A 20,016-nucleotide genomic window follows, 5' to 3' on the forward strand; every position below is an offset into this window, starting at 1 on the left:
GGTCCCATGGAACAGAAGGGAATCGTAGTCATCGACTTCGGAGGTCAGTACAATCAGTTAATAGCAAGAAGAGTCAGGGAAGCTGGTGTATTCAGCGAGCTGATACCAAACAGAACGCCTGTCGATGAGATAAGGAAGAAGAATCCGGTGGGCATAATACTGACAGGAGGTCCTAACTCGGTCAATGCTGAAGGGTCAATGACCATCAGCAGCGAGATTTTCGAGCTTGGCGTCCCGGTTCTCGGAATATGCTACGGCCATCAGCTTATGACAAAGCTCCTGGGAGGAGAAGTTGTCAGAGGTGACGTCAAGGAATACGGAAAAACTGAGATAAGGTTCGAGGACAACACGACCCTGTTCGACGGACTCAAGAAGGAATCCATCGTCTGGATGAGCCACGGGGACACGGTACACAGGGCTCCGGAAGGCTTCAAAATATCAGCCTCCACCAGGGACTGCGAAGTTGCAGGAATGGAGAATGATGAGAGAAGGCTATACGGAATCCAGTTTCATCCAGAGGTGGTTCACACCGAGCTTGGAACAGAAATCCTTGAAAACTTCATACACAACATCTGCAAGGCTGAAAAGACCTGGGAGATGAAGGACTATGGCGACATGAAGATCAGGGAGGTCAAGGAGCTTGCAGGAGATTCAAAGGTCATCTGCGCGCTTTCAGGAGGAGTTGATTCATCAGTTGCGGCTGTCCTTGTCCACAAGGCCATAGGCAAGAACCTGACCTGCATATTCGTTGACCACGGCCTGCTTAGAAAAGATGAAGGCGACATGGTCGAAGAGATATTCAGGAAGAGGTTTTCAATGAACCTCATAAGGGTAAACGCAGAGGAAAGGTTCCTTTCAAAGCTCAAAGGTGTATCAGATCCTGAGAGAAAGAGAAAGATAATCGGTGAAGAGTTCATAAGGGTATTCGAGGAAGAGGCCAACAAGCTTGGTGACATAGACTACCTTGTACAGGGAACCATATACCCTGACGTAGTAGAGTCAGGTACCGGAACCTCAGCTGTAATCAAGAGCCACCACAATGTGGGCGGACTTCCTGAAGACATGAAGCTTAAGCTGATAGAGCCTCTGAGAGAGCTCTTCAAGGATGAGGTCAGGAAGCTTGGAGAAGAACTTGGAATACCTCATGACCTTGTATACAGGCAGCCATTCCCGGGACCTGGTCTTGGAATCAGGGTACTTGGAGAACTGACTGAGGAGAAGCTCCACATAGTCAGGGAAGCTGATGCGATATACAGGGAAGAGATAGCCAAGGCTCACCTTGATGAGACCATATGGCAGTATTTCGCTGCACTTCCTAACGTAAGGTCAGTTGGAGTAATGGGAGACGAGAGAACATACTCACACATGATAGTCCTGAGGGCTGTCAATTCGATCGACGGAATGACCTCAGACTGGTCAAGGATTCCCTACGATGTACTCGACATCGTAAGCAGAAGGATAGTCAATGAGGTAAAGGGAGTAAACAGGGTAGTTTACGACATAACCTCAAAGCCGCCTGCTACAATAGAATTCGAATAACATTAAGAAACGCTACAGCCCAGTAAAATCAAGGGTTGTAGCGTTATTTTTTCGTTGTGATTCTAGTTTGATTCAATTTTTATTTCTAATAGCATCTATAATTGAAATCCAATCACCTTTAGATTTTTCTTCTATTTGTTTATTGAAATAGTAATTTGCAATTAATGAATACTTGCAGATAGAGTATTTCTCATTAAAAAGTACTGCAATGGTAGATACGATTTCTGTTACATATTTCAAATAATGATTGATATTATCTTGATTTAGGAAGATTAGGTCCCCACTGACTAATTTTTGGATGCGGCTGTATGTCGGAGATTTTTTGAATTTTTCATCCATAAGGCCATTATTATGAACGATAGTATTTCTCATATTTACTATGTCCAATAGATTATTCCAACTATCATCGCTTATAATTGAGCGAAGATTAATATCAAGAGCCTTTTTATAATGGTTATTAGCTTTCTCAATATTCATAAAATCATTTCCAGTGCTTTTGTTTATTATATTATTGATGTAAGAATTTTTTTGGGTTTGATAATTTATATAAACAAATGATATAAAAAAGTCACGAAGCATTACTTCTAGAATAGAAGCAATTTCTATTAATTCAAGTTGATAGATATCGTAAGTTACAATTCGGAGTTTATCTTCATCATATTTTGCTTTAACAGATTTTAAGCCGGCAGCATGAAAATGCTGAATTCTGACTAGACGACTTAACTGAAAAAAAGCATTTTCTGAAGTAGAACGTTTGCCACAATTGGTGCAGTAATTCATAAGTTCAATTGTTTTAAGGTTTCCTTTTGAAACCATAACATTCATGTTTCCACAATATGGACAACATACTTGAACAAGTTTGACGTTGTGGCGCCTCATATTATTGAAAAAGGTATCTTGTGGTAATGGTTTTATGTTGTGTGATTTGCAAAATGAATTATAGATTGAGTAATAAAATTCTCTCATAAAATTGATATGGAACGGATTGAAATTTTCCATATATGTTTCATCCACAATATCGTATATATCGGTGGTACTCGTTTTCATTTTAATTTATCTCCAAAGTTTTTATTAAAGCTCCTTCAGTTCCCTTCTTTACGACCAAATTGCTATCAACCAAGCTCTGCTTAATCCTCTAGCACATTTCCATAAGTTCAGCTAATTCAGAATTATATTCGTTCTCACTTCCAAATTCATGCCTAGAATCAATCGTTTTCTGCAAAGCAGCTTTAGCCTGTGCCCATTTCGACAGTCTCTCATTAATCTGTGGGTGATTAAACAGCAAAGTCAAAGTTATTGGACCAATAACACCCTTTGAAATTTTCTTTCCCTGAAAATCCACATCTATCTGCTCGTCCATCTTAAAAATACGAGACAACACGTCTGAAACTGTTTCTATATCAAAATCCATAAACAAATTAATACTTATGCCAAGTGTATTGGCAATTTTAAGAAGCTGGTCAGGTTTTGGATTCCTGTCACCGGCTTCATATTTTCTTATGTTCACTTCATTAATACCACCTGCAAGTTCTCCAAGCATCTTTTGGGAAATGCCTCGCATGGTTCGGTAAGCTTTTATTTTTTCTCTAACTGCCATGTAAAAACTCCTTTCGAAATCATTTTAAAGATAAAATACAAAAGTATCTGTGAGATACAATTGAATTCTAACACGCAATGTATTGAAAAGATAGAAAGCGGAAATTGTTGTGGACATGGTGGTCATACTTCAAGTTAGAGAAAATGCAATATGCTCTAAAATGAAAACCCCATCCGAAGATGAGGTTTTCTCTAATTTTAGACTGGCAGTCTGCAGTTGTCAGGTAGATTAGATGACCAAGGTATAAGCGAATCAACCTCCGCCTGGTTATTCAAATCTATATTTGGAAGCTTACCAAGGACATATGTCAGGTACGGGAATGGATTGAGGTTGTTGTCAGTAGCTGTTTTGATGATGCTGTAAACCACCGAGTTTGCTGTTGCGCCACGTGTCGAATTGCTGAACAGGAAGTTCTTTCTTTTATGTTCTTAAACACATAAAAGAAATTACGAGATGAAACCAATTATGTCTGAGAATCAATTTAAGTAAAATTATGTAACATTTCTTTGTTATGATGAAGTCAAAAAGGAGAAATGTTACATGGAGATATCTAACAATCACTTGCCTTAGAAGCATTTGAAGATTATCTCATTCATGCTGGATATTCATAACTCACGATTCCAGGTTATCTGCGTAGAGTTAGAGAATTCTTAATCTTTTGTAATGAGATCAGAGCCGAAAATATGGATTCGATATACTTTAAAGCGGTCTTCAATCAATTCGTTGCACTGGAATCCGTCTGCAACAGAAAATGTTTCAGCAATGATTGGAGATGTTGATTTGAAGAACATCATTCATCTTGTCATCATAGGTGGGTAGCCCGGAAATCTAAACGTTCCTAATGAAGGCAACTCCTGAAATGCTGCTGAATGACCTGGAAACGTTAGGGTTCCTGTTTGAATCACTCTGTGAGCGCGACTTGAAGATATATGCGGAATCCTTTGGTGCAAACCTATATCATTATCAGGACTACAGGAACAGGGAAGTAGATGCAGTCATTGAAATGAAGGATGGCAGATGGTGCGCATTTGAAATAAAGCTTGGTGCAAACCAGATAGATATTGCGGCAGAAAGCCTGAAAAAATTGAGCAGGGAAATTGCAGATGATCCACAAGGGAAAGTGCCATCTGTACTTTGTGTGATATGTGGGATGTCTGTTGCAGCTTATAAGAGGAAGGATGGGGTATACGTAATTCCAATAACTGCATTAAGAGCATAAACAGTTTATTTATTTTTGGATACAGTGAAATCATATGGTGTAACTGCATCTGGAGTATCATACCGCACAAGTGAATAGACCATAGCATTGACAAAATCGGGGCACCACAGCTGAAAAACCTGTGGTGCCCCGAAGTCTAACCAATACTAAATAATTTTCGTTGTCAGATCAGCCCGAAATGTACGAATGCATTATATAGGCCGTCCTTGTCGACGTCGGTGGTTACGAAGTCACAAGCCTTCTTGGCCTCATCACCGCCACTTCCCATGCAGCAGCTCTTTGCGCAATATTCGAACATCGGGATGTCAATGTTGGCATCTCCGAAGGCGATGGTGTCCTCTGCATCAGCACCAAGGTGCTCGAGAAGCTGATGGACGGCGTTAGCCTTGTCAATTCCTTTGACTCCAAGGTCGCCAAACAGGGGATGCTCACCCTTTCCTCCCCAGGTATTTGCATTAAGGTCTGGGAACTCTGTGCGGGCATCAAGGAAATCCTTGTAGCTCGAGAGGATGAAGCTGACCTTGTTAAGGTCATCCCGGTAAAGCTCGCCTCCGAAAATCATATCCGGAAAAGCTTTGCGGACTGTCATGGTGGTGGCATCAGCATTTCCCTTTCCAGCGGTGTATTCCTGGATCACAGGCTCACCAGCCTCCTCGAAGTGTTCGCTTGCATAAAGGCCGCTGTTTGATTCAAGATAGAATTCGAGTTTGCGTGCATGGAGCCAGTCTACTATCCGCTTTGCCTGCTCAGGGGTTATCCTCTGGTGCATGACAACGTAGCCGTCATCCTCAACGTAGCTGCCATTGCCTCCTATCATCCCATCAAGGCCGATGTCCCAGATGTTCTGATATACTTCGGACCTGCTCCTTCCAGTGCAGATATAGACGCGGTGACCGTTCTTTCGTGCTGCCCGAATGGCATTCACTGCGCTTTCCGGAATATTGTTCTTATAGTCCACGAGAGTACCGTCAACATCGATGAAGAGTAACTTCTTTTCGCCCATCTCTTATCCTCCGTTCCTTTATGGTAGTGTATATGAGGTCTTTTTATTTCTCCTCTAATTATATGCTATTACCTATAGTTAAGGCTTGTTAAGATTCAGTGAATGGAAACACCATAACGATAGATAACTGAAAGGCAATTTGAATCGGAAACGGCTGGGTATCTGAGTTTAGTCCAGATCTAATGGGAAGGGATACGTGATATTCATGGCCAAGAAATTTAGAGTTTTTTAGGGATACTATGGTATGATTTAATATATGTATATTTAGAAATCAGACATTGAAGCAATTAATTATCTCGTAAGGAAAGGAGTAATGATTCGATTGCAATCTGCTGAAACCAGGAGAAATGACGTAAGGGTCAGCGTGACTGCTGAAGCCAGGGAATTCATATTGTCAAAGGGAGGAGCCTGCTATGTCAACGAGGGTGGAATACACGGCTGCTGCACAGGTGCCGCTCCCATACTGACAGCATATGTCGGAGCTCCCAAGGATTTGACAAGGTTCACTCTGGTTGAGACTGACGGCATAAAGGTATATGTTGACAGGAAATATGTCGGCAGAAATACTGTAAGGATTTCCCTCGACAACATAATCATGATCAAAAGACTATACGCGGAGGCTGGGGTTAGCGAAGAATAGACTGATCCGCGTTTGGATAAACTATAATATATCGTAGCGGAGGATTTGAAATGAACGTAAACATAACTAAGGAAGCAAGGGATTTCATAGTTCAGAAGGGCGGAGTCGTCTATATCAACGAGGCGAATTCACAGGGCTGCTTCAGCGGAGCTACGCCCATACTGTCGATATACGTAGGCAAGCCCAAGGATACGACCAGGTTCGAGCTTGTTGAGGACGAAGGCGTCAGCGTATATGTTGACAGAAGATACGTCATAAGGAATGTCATAAACATCTCGCTCGACAACATACTCATGATCAAGAAGCTTTATGTCGAGGCAAAGAGCGTAGAGGAATAGATTTCCTGCACCTATTTGAGAATTGTTATCAATAATTCACAGGCTTTTAAAAGTGCGTACATATGGAGATGAATTATGGATGATACAATGACTATGATGGAGGAGATATAACCATCCATCAATAGCCTGTAAAAGAGGTGCAGAAAATGAGGATCAAAATTTCACCAGAGGCAATGGATTTCATAGTCGAAAAAGGTAATAACGTATATATTGTAGTTGCAAATGCGATGGGTCGCATTTCATGGGTTCATCCGGTGCCAAGCATATATGTTGGAGTCCCGAAACATTCAGAACGCTTTGTAAAGTATGAGAAGGACGGAGTCAATCTGTATATAGACATGAGATATCCTCTCAAGGACGAGATAAGGATAACGCTGGACAAGATATTCAACATAAGGAAGCTTTATGCTGAAGGAAGGCTTGTAGAAAGCCTGTTCAACACTGCCTGACCTGAAGTATATTGCAAGCGGTTTGTTTCCTGCGATATTATGGCTGAAGCTGAAAGCTTCAGCCATTGAAATTAGTACCTGCTGCAACCTGCTGCAATTAGAGAGATTGTCTGGTGTCATCGTGCGTCGTTTTTGTTAATCGAATGTACATAGAATCAAAACATTTTGATGGTATAATTTTAAAAAACAAGGAGGCGATTTCTTTGAGTATCGAGGACATCAAGAAGAAGGCTGGAATTATAAAGAAGCACGACGATCCTGATACCAATGTTGATGTCAACAAGATCATCGAACATAGTGATATCACCAGGGAGAAGGTAAATCCTGCGGGGATAAGCCATGACAACAGCTTCATGCACAAGGAGAAATCCACAGCACAGAAGAAGAGAGGGAAATAAAAGAAAATGGAGGCCAGATGATTCTGGCCTTTCTTAATGGGTGGTAACATGCATAAGATATGGAATTTGAGCGATGTTGAAAGAGTACTCGCAGAGACTGGTGACAAAGCTGGGCTTGATGTTATGGGGATCCCTGTGAGCATCAGCGACAGGATGGAGAAGACCATGGGCTCATTCGTCTTCAAGGAAAAGGACGGAAAAGTAAAGGCCCATGAGTTCAAATTTTCGGCAAGGCTCCTGTCGGGGGAATTCGACGAGGAGATCGTGAAGAATGTGATCATACATGAATATGCGCATTTCTACGCCAATGTTACGAGTGGAAAGAACAACGGCCATAATGCGGTATTCAAGAATGTATGCAGATCTCTCGGGATACCCGAGGACACTCTGTTTACAGCTCCCGGGACCCGGGTCATAAGAAAGAAGGGCTACAAGCTGGTATGCTCGAGCTGCGGAGAAACAGTTGCTGTAAGAAGGCACAGGGATGCCGCAGTGGATATAGTGAAATACAAGATATCAGGCTGCTGTGAAGCGAAAATAAAGGCCATGACGGGCTATTTCTGACCAAACTTTCCTGAAAAATCTTGTTTCGTTGAAAATCTGTTCAGCTTGGCGTAAAATTGAATCAGGTGGCTGAATAAAATGTAACAAAGTATAATAAAGTTCAGCCATTGAAATAACCATAAGATAAAATAAAGGTTGGTGTAAGTATGTTAAAAGTCGATCTTTCAAAACTTCAGGGATTCATCAATCCGGACGAACTCGAAAAGCTTGAACCAATGGTCAGGGCAGCGCACAAACTGGTGAAGGATAAATCAGGTGCAGGAAATGACTTTCTTGGATGGGTAGACCTTCCTGAGGACTATGACAAGGAAGAATTTGCCAGGATAAAGAAGGCTGCAGAGAAGATCAAGGGCGATTCAGACGTGCTTGTTGTTATCGGAATTGGCGGTTCTTACCTTGGAGCCAAAGCGGCAGTAGAGATGCTTAACCATGGATTCCACAACATGCTTCCGAAGGAGAAGAGGAACGCTCCTCAGATTTTCTTCCTTGGGCAGAACCTGTCAGGAGCTTACCTTAACCAGGTACTGGAGATGATTGAAGGAAAAGACCTTTCAGTCAACGTAATATCCAAATCTGGAACAACTACTGAGCCTGCAGTTGCCTTCAGGATAATGAAGGACTACATGGAGAAGAAGTACGGAAAGGAAGAGGCTTCAAAGAGGATATATGCCACAACAGACAGGGCAAGGGGAGCTCTTAAGACACTTGCTACAGCTGAAGGCTACGAGACCTTCGTGGTTCCTGATGATGTAGGCGGAAGGTTCACAGTACTCACTGCAGTAGGACTTCTTCCGATAGCAGCAGCTGGAATAGACATAGATGCGATGATGGGCGGAGCAAGGGCTGCAAGGAATGACTACTCTTCAGAGAACCTGAAGGACAACGAGTGCCTGCAGTATGCGGCAGCAAGATGCGCGCTCTATTACAGGGGCAAGGTAACAGAGATACTTGTAAACTACGAGCCGGCACTGATATTCTTCTCGGAATGGTGGAAGCAGCTGTATGGCGAGAGCCAGGGTAAGGACGGCAAGGGAATATTCCCAGCATCAGTCTCTTTCTCAACAGACCTTCACTCCATGGGGCAGTACATACAGGAAGGTCTCAGGAACATATTTGAAACTGTAATAAAGGTTTCTGAGCCTACATCGGACTTTGTGATAGAGGCCAATGAAGACGACCTTGACGGACTGAATTTCCTTGCCGGAAAGACACTGTCCTATGTCAACACCAATGCCTTCAAGGGCACGCTTCTCGCTCATGTTGACGGCGGAGTACCGAATGTGGTGCTGAACCTGGACAAGATAGATGCTGAGAACTTCGGATACATGGTTTACTTCTTTGAACTTGCATGCGCAGTGAGCGGATACATGACAGGAGTCAATCCGTTCGACCAACCGGGTGTAGAGGCATACAAGAAGAACATGTTCGCACTCCTTGGAAAGCCTGGCTACGAAGAGCTTAAGGAAACGCTGGAAAAGAGACTGTAATATAAAGTAAATGCAAGGGGAAACGCCTGAAGAACAGTTTTCAGAGTTTCCCCTTGTTTTTTAAGGAGTTAGAATGGAAAGACTGGACAAGATACTGGGAAATATGGGTTATGGATCAAGGAAGGACATCAAGATAAGCGTTAAGAAGGGACTTGTCAAAGTAAACGGGGTCGTTGCAAAGGATCCCGGGATGAAGGCAGACCCTGTGACTGATGTCATCGTCATTGACGGGGAGGAGATAGTCTACAGGAAGTACATATACCTTCTCATGAACAAGCCGGCAGGAGTAGTATCTGCAACCTTTGACAACCACGACACTACAGTAGTCGACCTTCTGCCCTTCGACTACAAGTCATTTGAGCCGTTCCCCGTGGGCAGGCTGGACAAGGATACCGTGGGGCTGCTGCTGTTGACGAATGACGGCGAACTGAACCACAGGCTTCTTGCTCCAAAAAGCCACGTTGATAAGGTGTATTACGTGAACCTTGAGAATGAGGCCGATGAGAGCGACATCGAGGCCTTTAGAAAAGGACTTGAGATTGACGGAGGCTACAGGTGCATGCCAGCAGACCTTGTGATCTCAGAGGATGACAAAAGGGAAGTTCATGTCACCATACGTGAAGGGAAGTTCCACCAGGTCAAGAGGATGTTCAAGGCGAGGGGAAATGAAGTTACATTCCTCCAGAGGGTTTCCTTCGGACCTATCGTGCTTGACGAGGCCCTGGACGAAGGTGAAATCAGGGAGCTTACGGAAGATGAAATAGATATGCTCAAAAATCTGTAAATCTAATAGTTTACATTAAAGCAATTGCCAATTGAAAAGGTTTAATCAGACGAGGTTCTGAAATATCCCGTAAAGCGTTGATACAGGCGGTTTTTTGGGTTTATAATCCATGTAGGGATAAGCAAAGGAACAACAGCCCCTTTTCTTATTTGGCATGGCGCCCCCCAATTCGCCTTGCCCGAAAGCCTTATAAACCCTCCGGATCCCCCCAGATTACCGGAGGGTTGTTTTTTATTTGAGAGTTATTACAGGTGAACATAAGTTCTGATAAAAGTCATGGAGAGCTGCGGCATATATGGTATAATCTAATGTGAAATGATCTTAGGAGTGAGTTATTTGGACCTTAAGAAACTGCTTAACAAAGAACAGTATGAAGCCGCAACCACAATAGAAGGACCTGTCCTGATACTGGCCGGTGCAGGCTCTGGAAAGACCAGGGTCCTGACCCACAGGATCGCCTACATGATAGAGGAGATGGGGGTCCAGCCTTATGAGATACTTGCCATCACGTTTACCAACAAAGCGGCGGGTGAGATGAGGGAAAGGGTCGTAAGCCTCATTGGAGAGGTGGCACTCAACATGTGGATATCCACATTCCATTCAAGCTGCGTGAGGATACTCAGGCGCGAGATTGAAAACCTGGGATACAAGAAGGACTTCACCATTTATGACAGCTATGACCAGAAATCCCTAGTCAGGCAGATCATGAAGGAAATGAACATAAGCGACAAGGAATATCCTGAAAAAGCGATCATCGGGATGATCTCCGATGCAAAGAACAAGCTCGAAAGCCCTGAAGCCTTCAGGAAGAAGCACGAGTACCACTACAGGAACCGAAAGATAGCCGAGATCTACGAGGCTTATCAGTCAAGGCTCAAGTCAAACAGCGCAATGGACTTCGATGATCTGATCATGAAGACCGTGGAGCTGTTCAGGAGGTTTCCTGAGGTTCTTGACAAGTACAGGAGAAAGTTCAGGTACATCATGGTCGATGAGTACCAGGATACTAACCATGCGCAGTACACATTGATCAAGTTGCTTGCATCGGAGCACAAAAACCTTTGCGTCGTCGGAGACGATGACCAGAGCATATACGAGTTCAGGGGAGCTGACATCAGGAACATCCTGGACTTCGAGATGGATTTCCCTGCAGCCAAGGTAGTGAAGCTGGAGCAGAACTACAGGAGCATGGGAACCATACTTGATGCTGCAAACAACGTCATAAGGCACAACATGGAAAGGAAGCCCAAGGCTCTCCGGACAACAAAGGACAGGGGCGAAAAGGTCCGGGTCTACAGCGCCTACAATGACAAGGATGAGGCTTCGTTTGTCTCGTCCGAGGTAAGGAGACTATCTAGGGACGGAAGGAACTACAAGGAGTTTGCCGTACTCTACAGGACCAATGCCCAGTCAAGGAACTTCGAGGAAGCCTTCATGAGGGAGGGGATACCCTACAGGATCATTGGGGGACTCAAGTTCTACGACAGGAAGGAGGTCAAGGACATCCTTGCATATCTAAGGCTTGTCAACAATCCTTTCGATGAGGTAAGCCTGAGAAGGATCATAAACGTACCCAAGAGGGCCATAGGAGACACTACTTTAGAGAAGCTTGCCCAGGCAGCTAGGGACAACGAGGAGACGATCTTCGATCTTATGCAGGACCTTGAGGAGCTCAATATCATCAAGGGAAAGACTCTGAAGTCTGTCATTGACTTCAGGAACATGCACCTTTCCTTCATGGAAAGCCAGCTTGACATGACGGTATCAGCCTTCGTGAAGCATGTGCTTGAGACTACCGGCTACATGAAGGAGCTGGTGGACTCGAAGGACCCTGAGGACCTTTCAAGGATAGAGAACCTTGAGGAGTTCGTGAATGCTGCACTTGATTTTGAGATGATGAATCCGGACGGTCAGCTCTCTGATTTCCTAGAAAGCGTGGCGCTCGTTTCAGACATAGACTCAATGGATGCAAAGGAGGACGCAGTTCTCCTAATGACGCTCCATAGCGCCAAGGGTCTGGAGTTTCCTGTGGTATTCATGGTGGGGATGGAGAACGGATTGTTCCCTGGAGCCAGCTCCCTTGAGGACCAGAAGGAGATGGAGGAGTCCAGGAGGCTTGCCTATGTCGGCATAACCAGAGCCATGGAGCTACTGTACATGACCCATGCCGAGGTAAGGGTAGTCTACGGAAGGACAGTCATGTATCCGCCGTCGGAGTTCCTTGTGGACATCCCGAAGGAGCTGAAGGAAAGCGTCGGAGGGAACAAGGAGGCCTATGTAAGGTCACATTCACAGGGCACAGGAGGCTTTTTCGAGAGAAGGTCCAAGCTTTCAGAGTATGCCACAAGGGAAGCCCAGGAAAGTGCAATGCAGACACTCGACAGGCCTGGAAAGAAGACTCTGTCAAAGGAAGAGGCCAAGCCTGGAACAAAGGTCAGGCATCCGAAATTCGGGAACGGAACGATAGTCAATGCCGCATATGAGAGCGGTGACGTGAAGGTTACGATAGCCTTCGATTCACAGGGAATAAAAAATCTGATGCTTAGCCTTGCTCCACTGGAGCTGGTATAGCTCCAGAAGAGCTGGTATAGGAGTTGAAATGGATAAGATTAAGCAGATGGAGGAGCTTGTTTCGGAGCTGAACAGGCTTTCAAGGGAATATTATGTTTTGGACAGCCCCAGCGTCAATGATGCTGAATATGATAAAAAATACGACCTGCTTAAGGCTATTGAAGCTGAGACAGGTATCGTACTTCCGGACTCGCCTACCCAGAGGGTGGGTGACTCGGTGCTGCCTGAATTCAGGAAGCATGCACACAAGGGAAGGCTTTGGAGCCTCGACAAGGCTCAGAGCCTTGAGGAGCTTCATGCATGGCATGCGAGGAACGTCAAATTCGTTGAGGCATCAAATGCAGAGGGTGGTGAAAGCCTGCCCTTGCCCTCATATGTCATAACGAGGAAATTCGACGGACTGACCCTGAACCTGACCTATGAGGACGGGCTGCTTGTTACTGCCGCGACAAGGGGAACAGGAGCCATCGGAGAGGAAGTCACAGCTCAGGCGAAGACAATAAAATCCGTGCCTCTGAGGATTCCTGACAAGAACACTTTTGAGATACATGGCGAGGCCATGATGACGAAGACAGCCTTCAGGAAGTATAACGATGAGTCTGATGCTCCGTTGAAGAACACAAGAAACGGTGCTGCCGGAGCCCTCAGGAACCTGAACCTGTATGAGACCAGGAAAAGGAACCTGACCGCATACTTCTATGACATAGGGTACATTGAAGGCAAGACGTTTTCGACTTACACCGAAATGCTTGACCATATCAGGGAGTGCGGCTTCCTTATGGATGAGTATGTAAGGAGTGCTTCAACCTTCTCGGAAATCGAGGCAGCTATTAAGGAAATCCAGTCTGAAAGGGCAAGCCTTGACTTTGACATTGACGGGGCGGTAATAGCAATTGATGACACCAGGACAAGGGAGCTCATGGGCTATACTGTGAAATTCCCCAAGTGGGCCATAGCCTACAAGTTTGAGGCTGAGGAGGCTGTCACTAAGCTTCTTGACGTGGAATGGAACGTAGGCAGGTCAGGCAGGGTTGCACCTACCGCAATACTTGAGCCGGTGGACCTTGCCGGAGTCACTGTAAGGAGGGCTACCCTCAACAACATGGACGACGTGAGGCGCAAGAACGTGAGGATAGGCTGTGACGTGCTTGTCAGAAGGTCTAACGATGTCATTCCTGAAATCTTAAGGTCCGTATCTGAAGATGATGAAGGAACAAGGGAGATAGTGCCTCCTGAATTCTGCCCTTCCTGCGGGACTCCATTGGTTCTCACCGGTGCCCACTATTTCTGCGACAATACGCTTTCATGCAAGCCGCAGATGGTGAAGAGCATCGTGCATTACACCTCAAGGGATGCGATGAACATAGAAGGGCTGAGCGAAAAGACTGCTGAGCAGCTTTTTGAGAGTTTAGGCGTGAAGAGCATTTCTGACATCTACAGGCTGAAGAAAGAGGAACTCCTGAAGCTTGAGAAGTTCAAGGACAAGAAGGCGGATAACATACTGAAGGCCATTGAGGATTCAAAGGGCAGGGAGCTTCATGCGTTCCTGTATGCCCTTGGAATACCGAACGTGGGAGTGAAGACGGCAAGAGACCTTTCAGAAAGGTTCGGGTCCCTTGAGAAGATCAGGGATGCGGAGCTTCAGGAGCTTCTCGAGGTTCCGGAGGTTGGTGGAATAGTCGCTGAAAGCATCCATGAGTTCTTCAGGAGCCAGGCTGTTCTTGACGAGCTCGAAAGGATAAGGGAGAGCGGAGTAGTACCGAAATCGACTGAAATTGTAAGGATTGAAAGCCCGTTCACCGGGAAGACCGTTGTCGTGACGGGGACGTTAAAAAGCTTCGGCAGGAAGGAAATTGAGGAGAAGCTCATTTCCTTGGGTGCAAAGGTTGCATCCTCCGTTTCGAAGAAGACCGATTTCGTGCTGTACGGCGAGGAAGCGGGCTCAAAGCTCACCAAGGCCAGAGACCTGAATGTCAGGACAATAACAGAGGATGAATTCCTCGATATGGCTGGTGGTCAGGATGGATAGGGGAACCTTAAATAACCTTGAGTTCCTTGACCTGCTTCTGACAATCCTTTGCTGGGTGTTCGTGGCTGTAAGTACCGGGGTCCTTATCCTCACTACGCTCACGACATACCATTTCCTGTACCTGCAGTATTTCAATAACTATGACGCTCTGCAGCTCTCCATGTTCATAAGTCAACTGCTGTGGGGTATAAGGTTCATGATTGATTCGAAAAGATGGCCTAAAAGTAAGGTTTATGGGATGATATCGCTTGCAATGGCGGCAGTTAGCCTCTTTTTCTTCTATTCAGGAGTGTCCTGAAGCGAGGGTTGTGGTAAAATATATAAATTAAGGCGGAAACGGCAACTTAAGCCGGCGTCTTCAATGGAGGTAGAATATGTCTGTTTCTAGGAAGGACGTGGACTACATAGCTGAGCTTGCGAGGCTTAAGTTCACCGAAGAGGAAAAATCCGGGTTCATTACGGACCTCAACAACATACTGGGATATGTCGACAAGCTCTCTGAGCTTGACACTGAAGGTGCTGACATCCTGGTCAATCCTATCTATATAGAGAATGTGTACAGGGAAGATGTGGTCACAAAGTCGATGGAACAGGAGGAATTCCTGATGAATGCTCCCGACAGGGTCGAAGAGTATCTCAGAGTTCCAAGCGTCATAGAGGTGTAAGATGGAGCTATTTGAATACAAGGCGCATGAGCTTAAAGCTATGCTTGGCAAAGGCGAGGTCAGTGCAAAGGATATAACTGAATCGTTCCTTGGCAGGATAGAATCAGTGGAGGAAAGCGTAGGTGCGTTCCTTAAGGTTGACAGGGAATCCGCTCTATCAGGAGCGAAAAGATACGACGACGGTGAAAAGGAAGGTCTTCTTGCAGGAATACCTGTAGGGATAAAGGACAACATCTCCGTGAAGGGGATGCAGAATACCTGCGCCTCGAAGATACTCGAAGGATATATCGCTCCCTATGATGCCACTGTAACCGAGAAGATAAAGAAGCAGGGCGGTGTTATCGTAGGAAAGCTCAACATGGACGAATTTGCCATGGGATCATCCACAGAGCACAGCGCATTCAAGATAACGAGGAATCCATTTGACCTGACAAGGGTACCCGGAGGATCTTCAGGCGGATCGGCTGCGTCAGTTGCTGCCATGGAGGTTCCGCTGTCACTTGGAACAGACACAGGCGGATCGGTAAGGCAGCCTGCAGCATACTGCGGAATCGCAGGACTCAAGCCTACCTACGGTTCAATTTCAAGGTACGGGGTAACCGCCTTCGGTTCCACCCTTGACCAGGTTGGAACCTTAGGCCGAGATGTCAGGGACCTTGCCCTCATAACCTCTGCAATAACAGGCAGGGATGACAGGGACTTCACTACCCATTCGAGGGACCTTGGTGACCTGTATGCGAACCTTTCGAAGGACATAAAGGGCAAGAGGATCGCTCTTCCTGAGGAATTCCTTGGTGAAGGCCTCAATGACGATGCAAGGAAGAGCATCGAGGAATCGGTGAAGGTGTTTGAAGCACTGGGAGCTACAGTCGAGAGGGTAAGCCTCAAAATGGCTGACTACTCGCTTGCTGCATACTACATAATATCCTCGGCGGAGGCTTCATCAAACCTTGCAAGGTTTGATGGCATCAGGTACGGCTTCAGGGCAAAGGATGCCTGTGACCTCATAGACCTATACAAGGAATCCAGGAGCCAGGGCTTCGGACCTGAGGTCAAGAGAAGGATAATGCTCGGGACCTATGTGCTGTCAGCCGGCTACTACGATGCCTACTACAAGAAGGCACTGAAGGTAAGGAAGCTTATACAGGACGAATACAATTCCATATTCTCGAAGTTCGACGCGATGATTTCCCCGACTACTCCTACTCCTGCATTCAGGATAGGGGACAAGACAGAGGATGTCATGGCAATGTACCTTAACGACATCTACACGGTTCCTGTCAACATAGCAGGTATTCCTGCAGTTTCCATACCGTGCGGACTTACTGAAGGGATGCCGCTGGGACTCCAGATAATGGGGGCCCATTTCAGCGAGCAGACCATACTTGATATTGCTTATGCATACGAGAGTGAACGGGGCCTTGACCTAAGGCCTTCATTATAGGAGGGCACCATGAGATACGAAGCGGTTATAGGACTCGAGGTCCATGTTGAGCTCCAGACAAAGACGAAGGCATTCTGCGGCTGCACCACTGAATTCGGCGGAAAGCCCAATTCACATGTATGCCCCGTATGTCTCGGACTTCCGGGAGCTCTTCCGATGATAAACAGGCAGGTCGTTGACTTCGCGCTGAAGACAGGACTTGCGCTCAACTGCAAGATCAACACGTTCAACAGGTTTGACAGGAAGAACTATTTCTATCCTGACGCTCCGAAGAACTACCAGATAACCCAGAATGATTTTCCGATATGTCATGACGGCTATGTGGAGATAGAGATATCTGACGGCAGCATAAAGAGGATCGGAATCGAAAGGATCCACATGGAGGAGGATGCAGGAAAGCTGATCCATACCTCAAAGGGCTCACTTGTCGATTTCAACAGGTCAGGAGTGCCTCTCATTGAGATTGTCACGAAGCCTGACATAAGGACTCCCGAGGAGGCTACTGCTTACCTTACGAAGCTTAGGGCAATACTATTCGCTCTTGGAGTATCTGATGTCAAGATGGAGGAAGGAAGCCTGAGGTGCGACGGCAACATTTCCGTAAGGGAAGTTGGAGTTGAAACTCTTGGCGTCAAGTCTGAGATCAAGAACATGAATTCCTTCAAGGCCCTTGAGAAGGCTCTCGGCTATGAGTACAGAAGGCAGTGCGAGGCTGTTGAGAATGGCGAGAGGCTGACAATCGAGACCAGAAGATGGGACGATTCCATTGAAGAGACCAGGCTCATGAGGTCCAAGGAAATGGCCAACGACTACAGGTATTTCCCGGAGGGAGACCTTGTTACCCTTGACATCAGCGACGAGTGGATAGACAGGGTAAGGAAGACCATACCTGAGCTTCCGCATGAGAAGGCGGAGAGGTTCGTAAGGGAATACGGGATACCTAAGTATGATGCCATGGTACTGACACTTACTTCTGATATGGCTGACTTCTTCGATGAGGCTGCCAGGGAATCAAAGGATGGAAAGGCTGTATCCAACTGGATCATGGGTGACCTTTCGAGGCTCATGAATGAGAAGGGCACATGGATAGCGGATCTGAAATTCGGACCTAAGGAGCTGTCGGGACTGGTTGCAATAATAAAGGACGGCACCATATCCTCTGCAATGGGCAAAAAGGTCCTTGAGTTCATGTTCGAGGAAGGGAAGGATCCTTCTGTCATCGTGAAGGAAAGGAACATGGTCCAGGTAAGCGATGAAGGCGCTCTTCTTGAGGAAGTAAAGAAGGTGCTTGCAGCAAATCCGAAGGTGGTTGAGGACTACAGGGCAGGAAAGACCAAGATTTTGGGCTTCGCTGTCGGGCAGGTCATGAAGGCCACAAAGGGGCAGGCGAATCCGACTGTCATAAACAAGCTTGTCGCTGATGAGCTTGAAAGGCTGAAATAGGAAGAATGGCAATGCCTCCGGACACTTTACGGGTCCGGAGGCTGTTCCATTTTACAGCCATTGTGGTAGAATGTAATGAGTCAAATAGTAGCGAGGTAAATTATGGAAACTGGCAAACTCAACTGGGACATACTCCAGAGGCTTATAAAGAAGAACAGCGGCGCTGAAAGGGCGGAAGTGCTCAAGAGCGGAAGCATAGGTGAAGACTGTGCGGTCCTTAAGATGAATGACGGCCTGATAGTCATGTCGACTGATCCTGTGACTGCGGCGACGAATGGTCTTGGGAACATAGCTCTTCATATCAACATCAATGATATTGCAACGACAGGGGCTGAACCTCTTGGAGTGCTTGTCACGATTCTTGCACCTAAAGGGTCGACCTTCGGCGACATAGAGACTGTGATGAAGGACATTTCAAGGGAGGCACGCCTCATGAATGTGCAGGTCATGGGCGGCCATACTGAGGTGACTGATGCGGTTAACAGGATGGTTGTATCCTTAACTGCAGTGGGTGTGGTCAGCGAGGATGAGCTGATTACAACTTCAGGTGCTAAGGTTGGGGACAGCATCATTGTAACCAAATCGCTGTGCCTCGAGGGCACCTCGATAATAGCGAAGGATTTCGCTGAAAGGTCCAGGGAGGTGCTTACCGAAGAGGAGCTTAAGGAAGCTGAAAACTACGCACTGGAGCTTTCTGTGCTCAAGGAAGGCATGCTCCTGAAGGGTCTTGCATCCTCGATGCACGACATCACCGAAGGCGGCGTGCTTGGAGCGCTCTGGGAAATGGCCCAGGCTTCGAGTACGGGATTTTCGGTCCGTGAGGACCTGATGCCTGTAAGGCGATTGACGAGAAAGCTTTGCGAAAACTTCGGTCTTGACCCGTTAAGGCTTATCTCATCAGGATCCATGCTCGTAGCGGTCAAGGATGCTGATGAAGCTGTAAGGAGACTGGAGGGTGCTGGAATAGCAGCCACTGTCATAGGCAAGGTTACCGAAGCAAGAGGAATACTCCTGGCAGAGGAAGAAATTGAAGTTATCCCTCCGGCGAGGGATGAGATATACAGGCTGTACGATTGAATGCCGAACAGGCGCGAAAGAGGAGAAGGTATGAGGGTTGACGGCAGAAGAAACGATGAGATAAGGAATGTGAAGGTAACGAGGAATTTCACCAAGTATTCCCAGGGCTCTGTGCTCATGGAGATGGGTGACACAAAGGTAATATGCACCGCCATGATCGAGGATAAGGTCCCGGTATTCCTGAAGGGCTCAGGAAGCGGATGGATAACGGCTGAATACAGCATGCTGCCTGGATCAACCCAGACAAGGAAGCAGAGGGACATCGCAAAGCTGAGGCTTGACGGAAGGTCAAATGAGATACAGAGGCTTATCGGTCGTGCCCTGAGGTCAGTGGTTGACCTTACAGCCCTCGGTGAGAGGACCATATGGGTCGACTGCGACGTTATCCAGGCTGATGGAGGCACGAGGACTGCCAGTATCACGGGCGCTTTCGTGGCCCTTGTGGACGCGGTAAACGCCATCGACAAGGTGACGCCTTTCAAGAGGTATCCAATAAGCTCCGCAGTCACTGCAATCAGTGTCGGGGTGGTTCACGGTGAGCCAATGCTAGACCTTTGCTACGTGGAGGATTCCAAGGCTGAAGTGGACATGAACGTCGTCATGAACAGCAAGGGAGATTTCATAGAGCTGCAGGGAACGGGTGAGGAAAGACCCTTCAACAACATTGAGCTGATGGATATGCTTGAGCTGGCGACAATCGGAAACACAGCACTCATCGAAAAGATGAAGGAAACCCTCGGCAGCTCTATGGACAGGGTTTTGAGGTAGG

General features: G+C 46.4%; 21 protein-coding genes. 17 read left to right on the plus strand and 4 right to left on the minus strand.

All coding sequences use genetic code 11. The features are described 5' to 3' along the window. Nucleotides 1-6: 6 nt before the first annotated feature. Nucleotides 7-1,539, plus strand: coding sequence for a glutamine-hydrolyzing GMP synthase (gene guaA, locus J2Z34_RS13205; RefSeq protein ID WP_209460346.1), 1,533 nt, complete (start codon nt 7-9; stop codon nt 1,537-1,539). Nucleotides 1,540-1,611: 72 nt separating this feature from the next. On the opposite strand, the gene J2Z34_RS13210 is transcribed toward guaA, so the two are convergent. The 3 genes from J2Z34_RS13210 to J2Z34_RS17980 form a co-directional block, all read right to left on the minus strand. Then, nucleotides 1,612-2,586, minus strand: a complete 975-nt coding sequence (locus J2Z34_RS13210) for a hypothetical protein (RefSeq protein WP_209460347.1) — start codon at nt 2,584-2,586, stop codon at nt 1,612-1,614. Nucleotides 2,587-2,674: 88 nt separating this feature from the next. Then, a complete protein-coding gene (locus J2Z34_RS13215; RefSeq protein ID WP_209460348.1) occupies nt 2,675-3,136 on the minus strand; it encodes a helix-turn-helix domain-containing protein in 462 nt (153 codons plus the stop codon). A gap of 197 nt (nt 3,137-3,333) precedes the next feature. Then, complete coding sequence (locus tag J2Z34_RS17980) at nt 3,334-3,504, minus strand: transposase domain-containing protein (RefSeq protein WP_209460349.1); 171 nt, start codon at nt 3,502-3,504, stop codon at nt 3,334-3,336. 473 nt (nt 3,505-3,977) lie between these two features. On the opposite strand from J2Z34_RS17980, the gene J2Z34_RS13225 reads away from it, so the two are divergent. After that, on the plus strand, nt 3,978-4,355 hold the full coding sequence (locus J2Z34_RS13225; RefSeq protein ID WP_209460350.1) for a DUF4143 domain-containing protein: 378 nt from the start codon (nt 3,978-3,980) through the stop codon (nt 4,353-4,355). Nucleotides 4,356-4,518: 163 nt separating this feature from the next. On the opposite strand, the gene J2Z34_RS13230 is transcribed toward J2Z34_RS13225, so the two are convergent. Beyond that, a complete protein-coding gene (locus J2Z34_RS13230) occupies nt 4,519-5,358 on the minus strand; it encodes an HAD family hydrolase (RefSeq protein WP_209460351.1) in 840 nt (279 codons plus the stop codon). 313 nt (nt 5,359-5,671) lie between these two features. On the opposite strand from J2Z34_RS13230, the gene J2Z34_RS13235 reads away from it, so the two are divergent. The 15 genes from J2Z34_RS13235 to rph all read left to right on the plus strand — a co-directional run bounded on the left by J2Z34_RS13235 (nt 5,672) and on the right by rph (nt 20,015). Next, nucleotides 5,672-5,998 (plus strand): CC/Se motif family (seleno)protein, encoded by a 327-nt coding sequence (locus J2Z34_RS13235; protein ID WP_209460352.1) that lies wholly within the window; start codon nt 5,672-5,674, stop codon nt 5,996-5,998. A gap of 50 nt (nt 5,999-6,048) precedes the next feature. Then, entirely contained in the window at nt 6,049-6,336 is a 288-nt protein-coding gene (locus tag J2Z34_RS13240) for a CC/Se motif family (seleno)protein (RefSeq protein WP_209460353.1), read from the plus strand. A gap of 146 nt (nt 6,337-6,482) precedes the next feature. Then, a complete protein-coding gene (locus J2Z34_RS13245) occupies nt 6,483-6,785 on the plus strand; it encodes a CC/Se motif family (seleno)protein (RefSeq protein WP_209460354.1) in 303 nt (100 codons plus the stop codon). Nucleotides 6,786-6,988: 203 nt separating this feature from the next. Further along, nucleotides 6,989-7,183: a hypothetical protein gene (locus J2Z34_RS13250; protein ID WP_209460355.1), complete on the plus strand. Its 195-nt coding sequence runs from the start codon at nt 6,989-6,991 to the stop codon at nt 7,181-7,183. A gap of 66 nt (nt 7,184-7,249) precedes the next feature. Further along, nucleotides 7,250-7,747 carry a SprT-like domain-containing protein gene (locus tag J2Z34_RS13255; protein ID WP_209460356.1) on the plus strand — a complete coding sequence of 166 codons (498 nt, stop codon included), beginning with the start codon at nt 7,250-7,252 and terminating at the stop codon, nt 7,745-7,747. A gap of 146 nt (nt 7,748-7,893) precedes the next feature. Next, the gene (locus tag J2Z34_RS13260; RefSeq protein ID WP_209460357.1) at nt 7,894-9,234 is read left to right on the plus strand and encodes a glucose-6-phosphate isomerase; all 1,341 of its coding nucleotides are present in this window, start codon (nt 7,894-7,896) and stop codon (nt 9,232-9,234) included. Nucleotides 9,235-9,307: 73 nt separating this feature from the next. Continuing rightward, nucleotides 9,308-10,018: a pseudouridine synthase gene (locus tag J2Z34_RS13265; protein ID WP_209460358.1), complete on the plus strand. Its 711-nt coding sequence runs from the start codon at nt 9,308-9,310 to the stop codon at nt 10,016-10,018. Nucleotides 10,019-10,354: 336 nt separating this feature from the next. Beyond that, entirely contained in the window at nt 10,355-12,589 is a 2,235-nt protein-coding gene (gene pcrA / locus J2Z34_RS13270; protein WP_209460359.1) for a DNA helicase PcrA, read from the plus strand. Between the two features lie 28 nt (nt 12,590-12,617). Then, on the plus strand, nt 12,618-14,618 hold the full coding sequence (gene ligA, locus J2Z34_RS13275) for an NAD-dependent DNA ligase LigA (protein ID WP_209460360.1): 2,001 nt from the start codon (nt 12,618-12,620) through the stop codon (nt 14,616-14,618). Beyond that, nucleotides 14,611-14,916 carry a hypothetical protein gene (locus J2Z34_RS13280; RefSeq protein ID WP_209460361.1) on the plus strand — a complete coding sequence of 102 codons (306 nt, stop codon included), beginning with the start codon at nt 14,611-14,613 and terminating at the stop codon, nt 14,914-14,916. Before ligA ends, J2Z34_RS13280 begins: the two co-directional genes overlap by 8 nt. A 76-nt stretch (nt 14,917-14,992) precedes the next feature. Continuing rightward, nucleotides 14,993-15,283, plus strand: a complete 291-nt coding sequence (gatC, locus tag J2Z34_RS13285) for an Asp-tRNA(Asn)/Glu-tRNA(Gln) amidotransferase subunit GatC (RefSeq protein ID WP_209460362.1) — start codon at nt 14,993-14,995, stop codon at nt 15,281-15,283. A 1-nt stretch (nt 15,284) separates the two neighbouring features. Beyond that, a complete protein-coding gene (gene gatA, locus J2Z34_RS13290; RefSeq protein ID WP_209460363.1) occupies nt 15,285-16,727 on the plus strand; it encodes an Asp-tRNA(Asn)/Glu-tRNA(Gln) amidotransferase subunit GatA in 1,443 nt (480 codons plus the stop codon). Between the two features lie 9 nt (nt 16,728-16,736). Further along, nucleotides 16,737-18,170, plus strand: coding sequence for an Asp-tRNA(Asn)/Glu-tRNA(Gln) amidotransferase subunit GatB (gene gatB, locus J2Z34_RS13295; protein WP_209460364.1), 1,434 nt, complete (start codon nt 16,737-16,739; stop codon nt 18,168-18,170). A gap of 102 nt (nt 18,171-18,272) precedes the next feature. Further along, nucleotides 18,273-19,247, plus strand: a complete 975-nt coding sequence (locus J2Z34_RS13300) for an AIR synthase family protein (RefSeq protein ID WP_209460365.1) — start codon at nt 18,273-18,275, stop codon at nt 19,245-19,247. Nucleotides 19,248-19,277: 30 nt separating this feature from the next. After that, a complete protein-coding gene (gene rph, locus J2Z34_RS13305) occupies nt 19,278-20,015 on the plus strand; it encodes a ribonuclease PH (RefSeq protein ID WP_209460384.1) in 738 nt (245 codons plus the stop codon). The last annotated feature ends 1 nt before the right edge of the window (nt 20,016 follow it).

It is taken from the genome of Youngiibacter multivorans, assembly GCF_017873395.1.
GTDB lineage: Bacteria > Bacillota > Clostridia > Clostridiales > Clostridiaceae > Youngiibacter > Youngiibacter multivorans.

Bases quoted from the DNA above. Each gene is read 5' to 3' on its own strand.
- guaA (WP_209460346.1), top strand. From the start codon at position 7: ATGGAACAGAAGGGAATCGTAGTCATCGACTTCGGAGGTCAGTACAAT.
- J2Z34_RS13210 (WP_209460347.1), bottom strand. From the start codon at position 2,586: ATGAAAACGAGTACCACCGATATATACGATATTGTGGATGAAACATAT.
- J2Z34_RS13215 (WP_209460348.1), bottom strand. From the start codon at position 3,136: ATGGCAGTTAGAGAAAAAATAAAAGCTTACCGAACCATGCGAGGCATT.
- J2Z34_RS13225 (WP_209460350.1), top strand. From the start codon at position 3,978: ATGAAGGCAACTCCTGAAATGCTGCTGAATGACCTGGAAACGTTAGGG.
- J2Z34_RS13230 (WP_209460351.1), bottom strand. From the start codon at position 5,358: ATGGGCGAAAAGAAGTTACTCTTCATCGATGTTGACGGTACTCTCGTG.
- J2Z34_RS13235 (WP_209460352.1), top strand. From the start codon at position 5,672: ATGATTCGATTGCAATCTGCTGAAACCAGGAGAAATGACGTAAGGGTC.
- J2Z34_RS13240 (WP_209460353.1), top strand. From the start codon at position 6,049: ATGAACGTAAACATAACTAAGGAAGCAAGGGATTTCATAGTTCAGAAG.
- J2Z34_RS13245 (WP_209460354.1), top strand. From the start codon at position 6,483: ATGAGGATCAAAATTTCACCAGAGGCAATGGATTTCATAGTCGAAAAA.
- J2Z34_RS13260 (WP_209460357.1), top strand. From the start codon at position 7,894: ATGTTAAAAGTCGATCTTTCAAAACTTCAGGGATTCATCAATCCGGAC.
- J2Z34_RS13265 (WP_209460358.1), top strand. From the start codon at position 9,308: ATGGAAAGACTGGACAAGATACTGGGAAATATGGGTTATGGATCAAGG.
- ligA (WP_209460360.1), top strand. From the start codon at position 12,618: ATGGATAAGATTAAGCAGATGGAGGAGCTTGTTTCGGAGCTGAACAGG.
- J2Z34_RS13280 (WP_209460361.1), top strand. From the start codon at position 14,611: ATGGATAGGGGAACCTTAAATAACCTTGAGTTCCTTGACCTGCTTCTG.
- gatC (WP_209460362.1), top strand. From the start codon at position 14,993: ATGTCTGTTTCTAGGAAGGACGTGGACTACATAGCTGAGCTTGCGAGG.
- gatA (WP_209460363.1), top strand. From the start codon at position 15,285: ATGGAGCTATTTGAATACAAGGCGCATGAGCTTAAAGCTATGCTTGGC.
- gatB (WP_209460364.1), top strand. From the start codon at position 16,737: ATGAGATACGAAGCGGTTATAGGACTCGAGGTCCATGTTGAGCTCCAG.
- J2Z34_RS13300 (WP_209460365.1), top strand. From the start codon at position 18,273: ATGGAAACTGGCAAACTCAACTGGGACATACTCCAGAGGCTTATAAAG.
- rph (WP_209460384.1), top strand. From the start codon at position 19,278: ATGAGGGTTGACGGCAGAAGAAACGATGAGATAAGGAATGTGAAGGTA.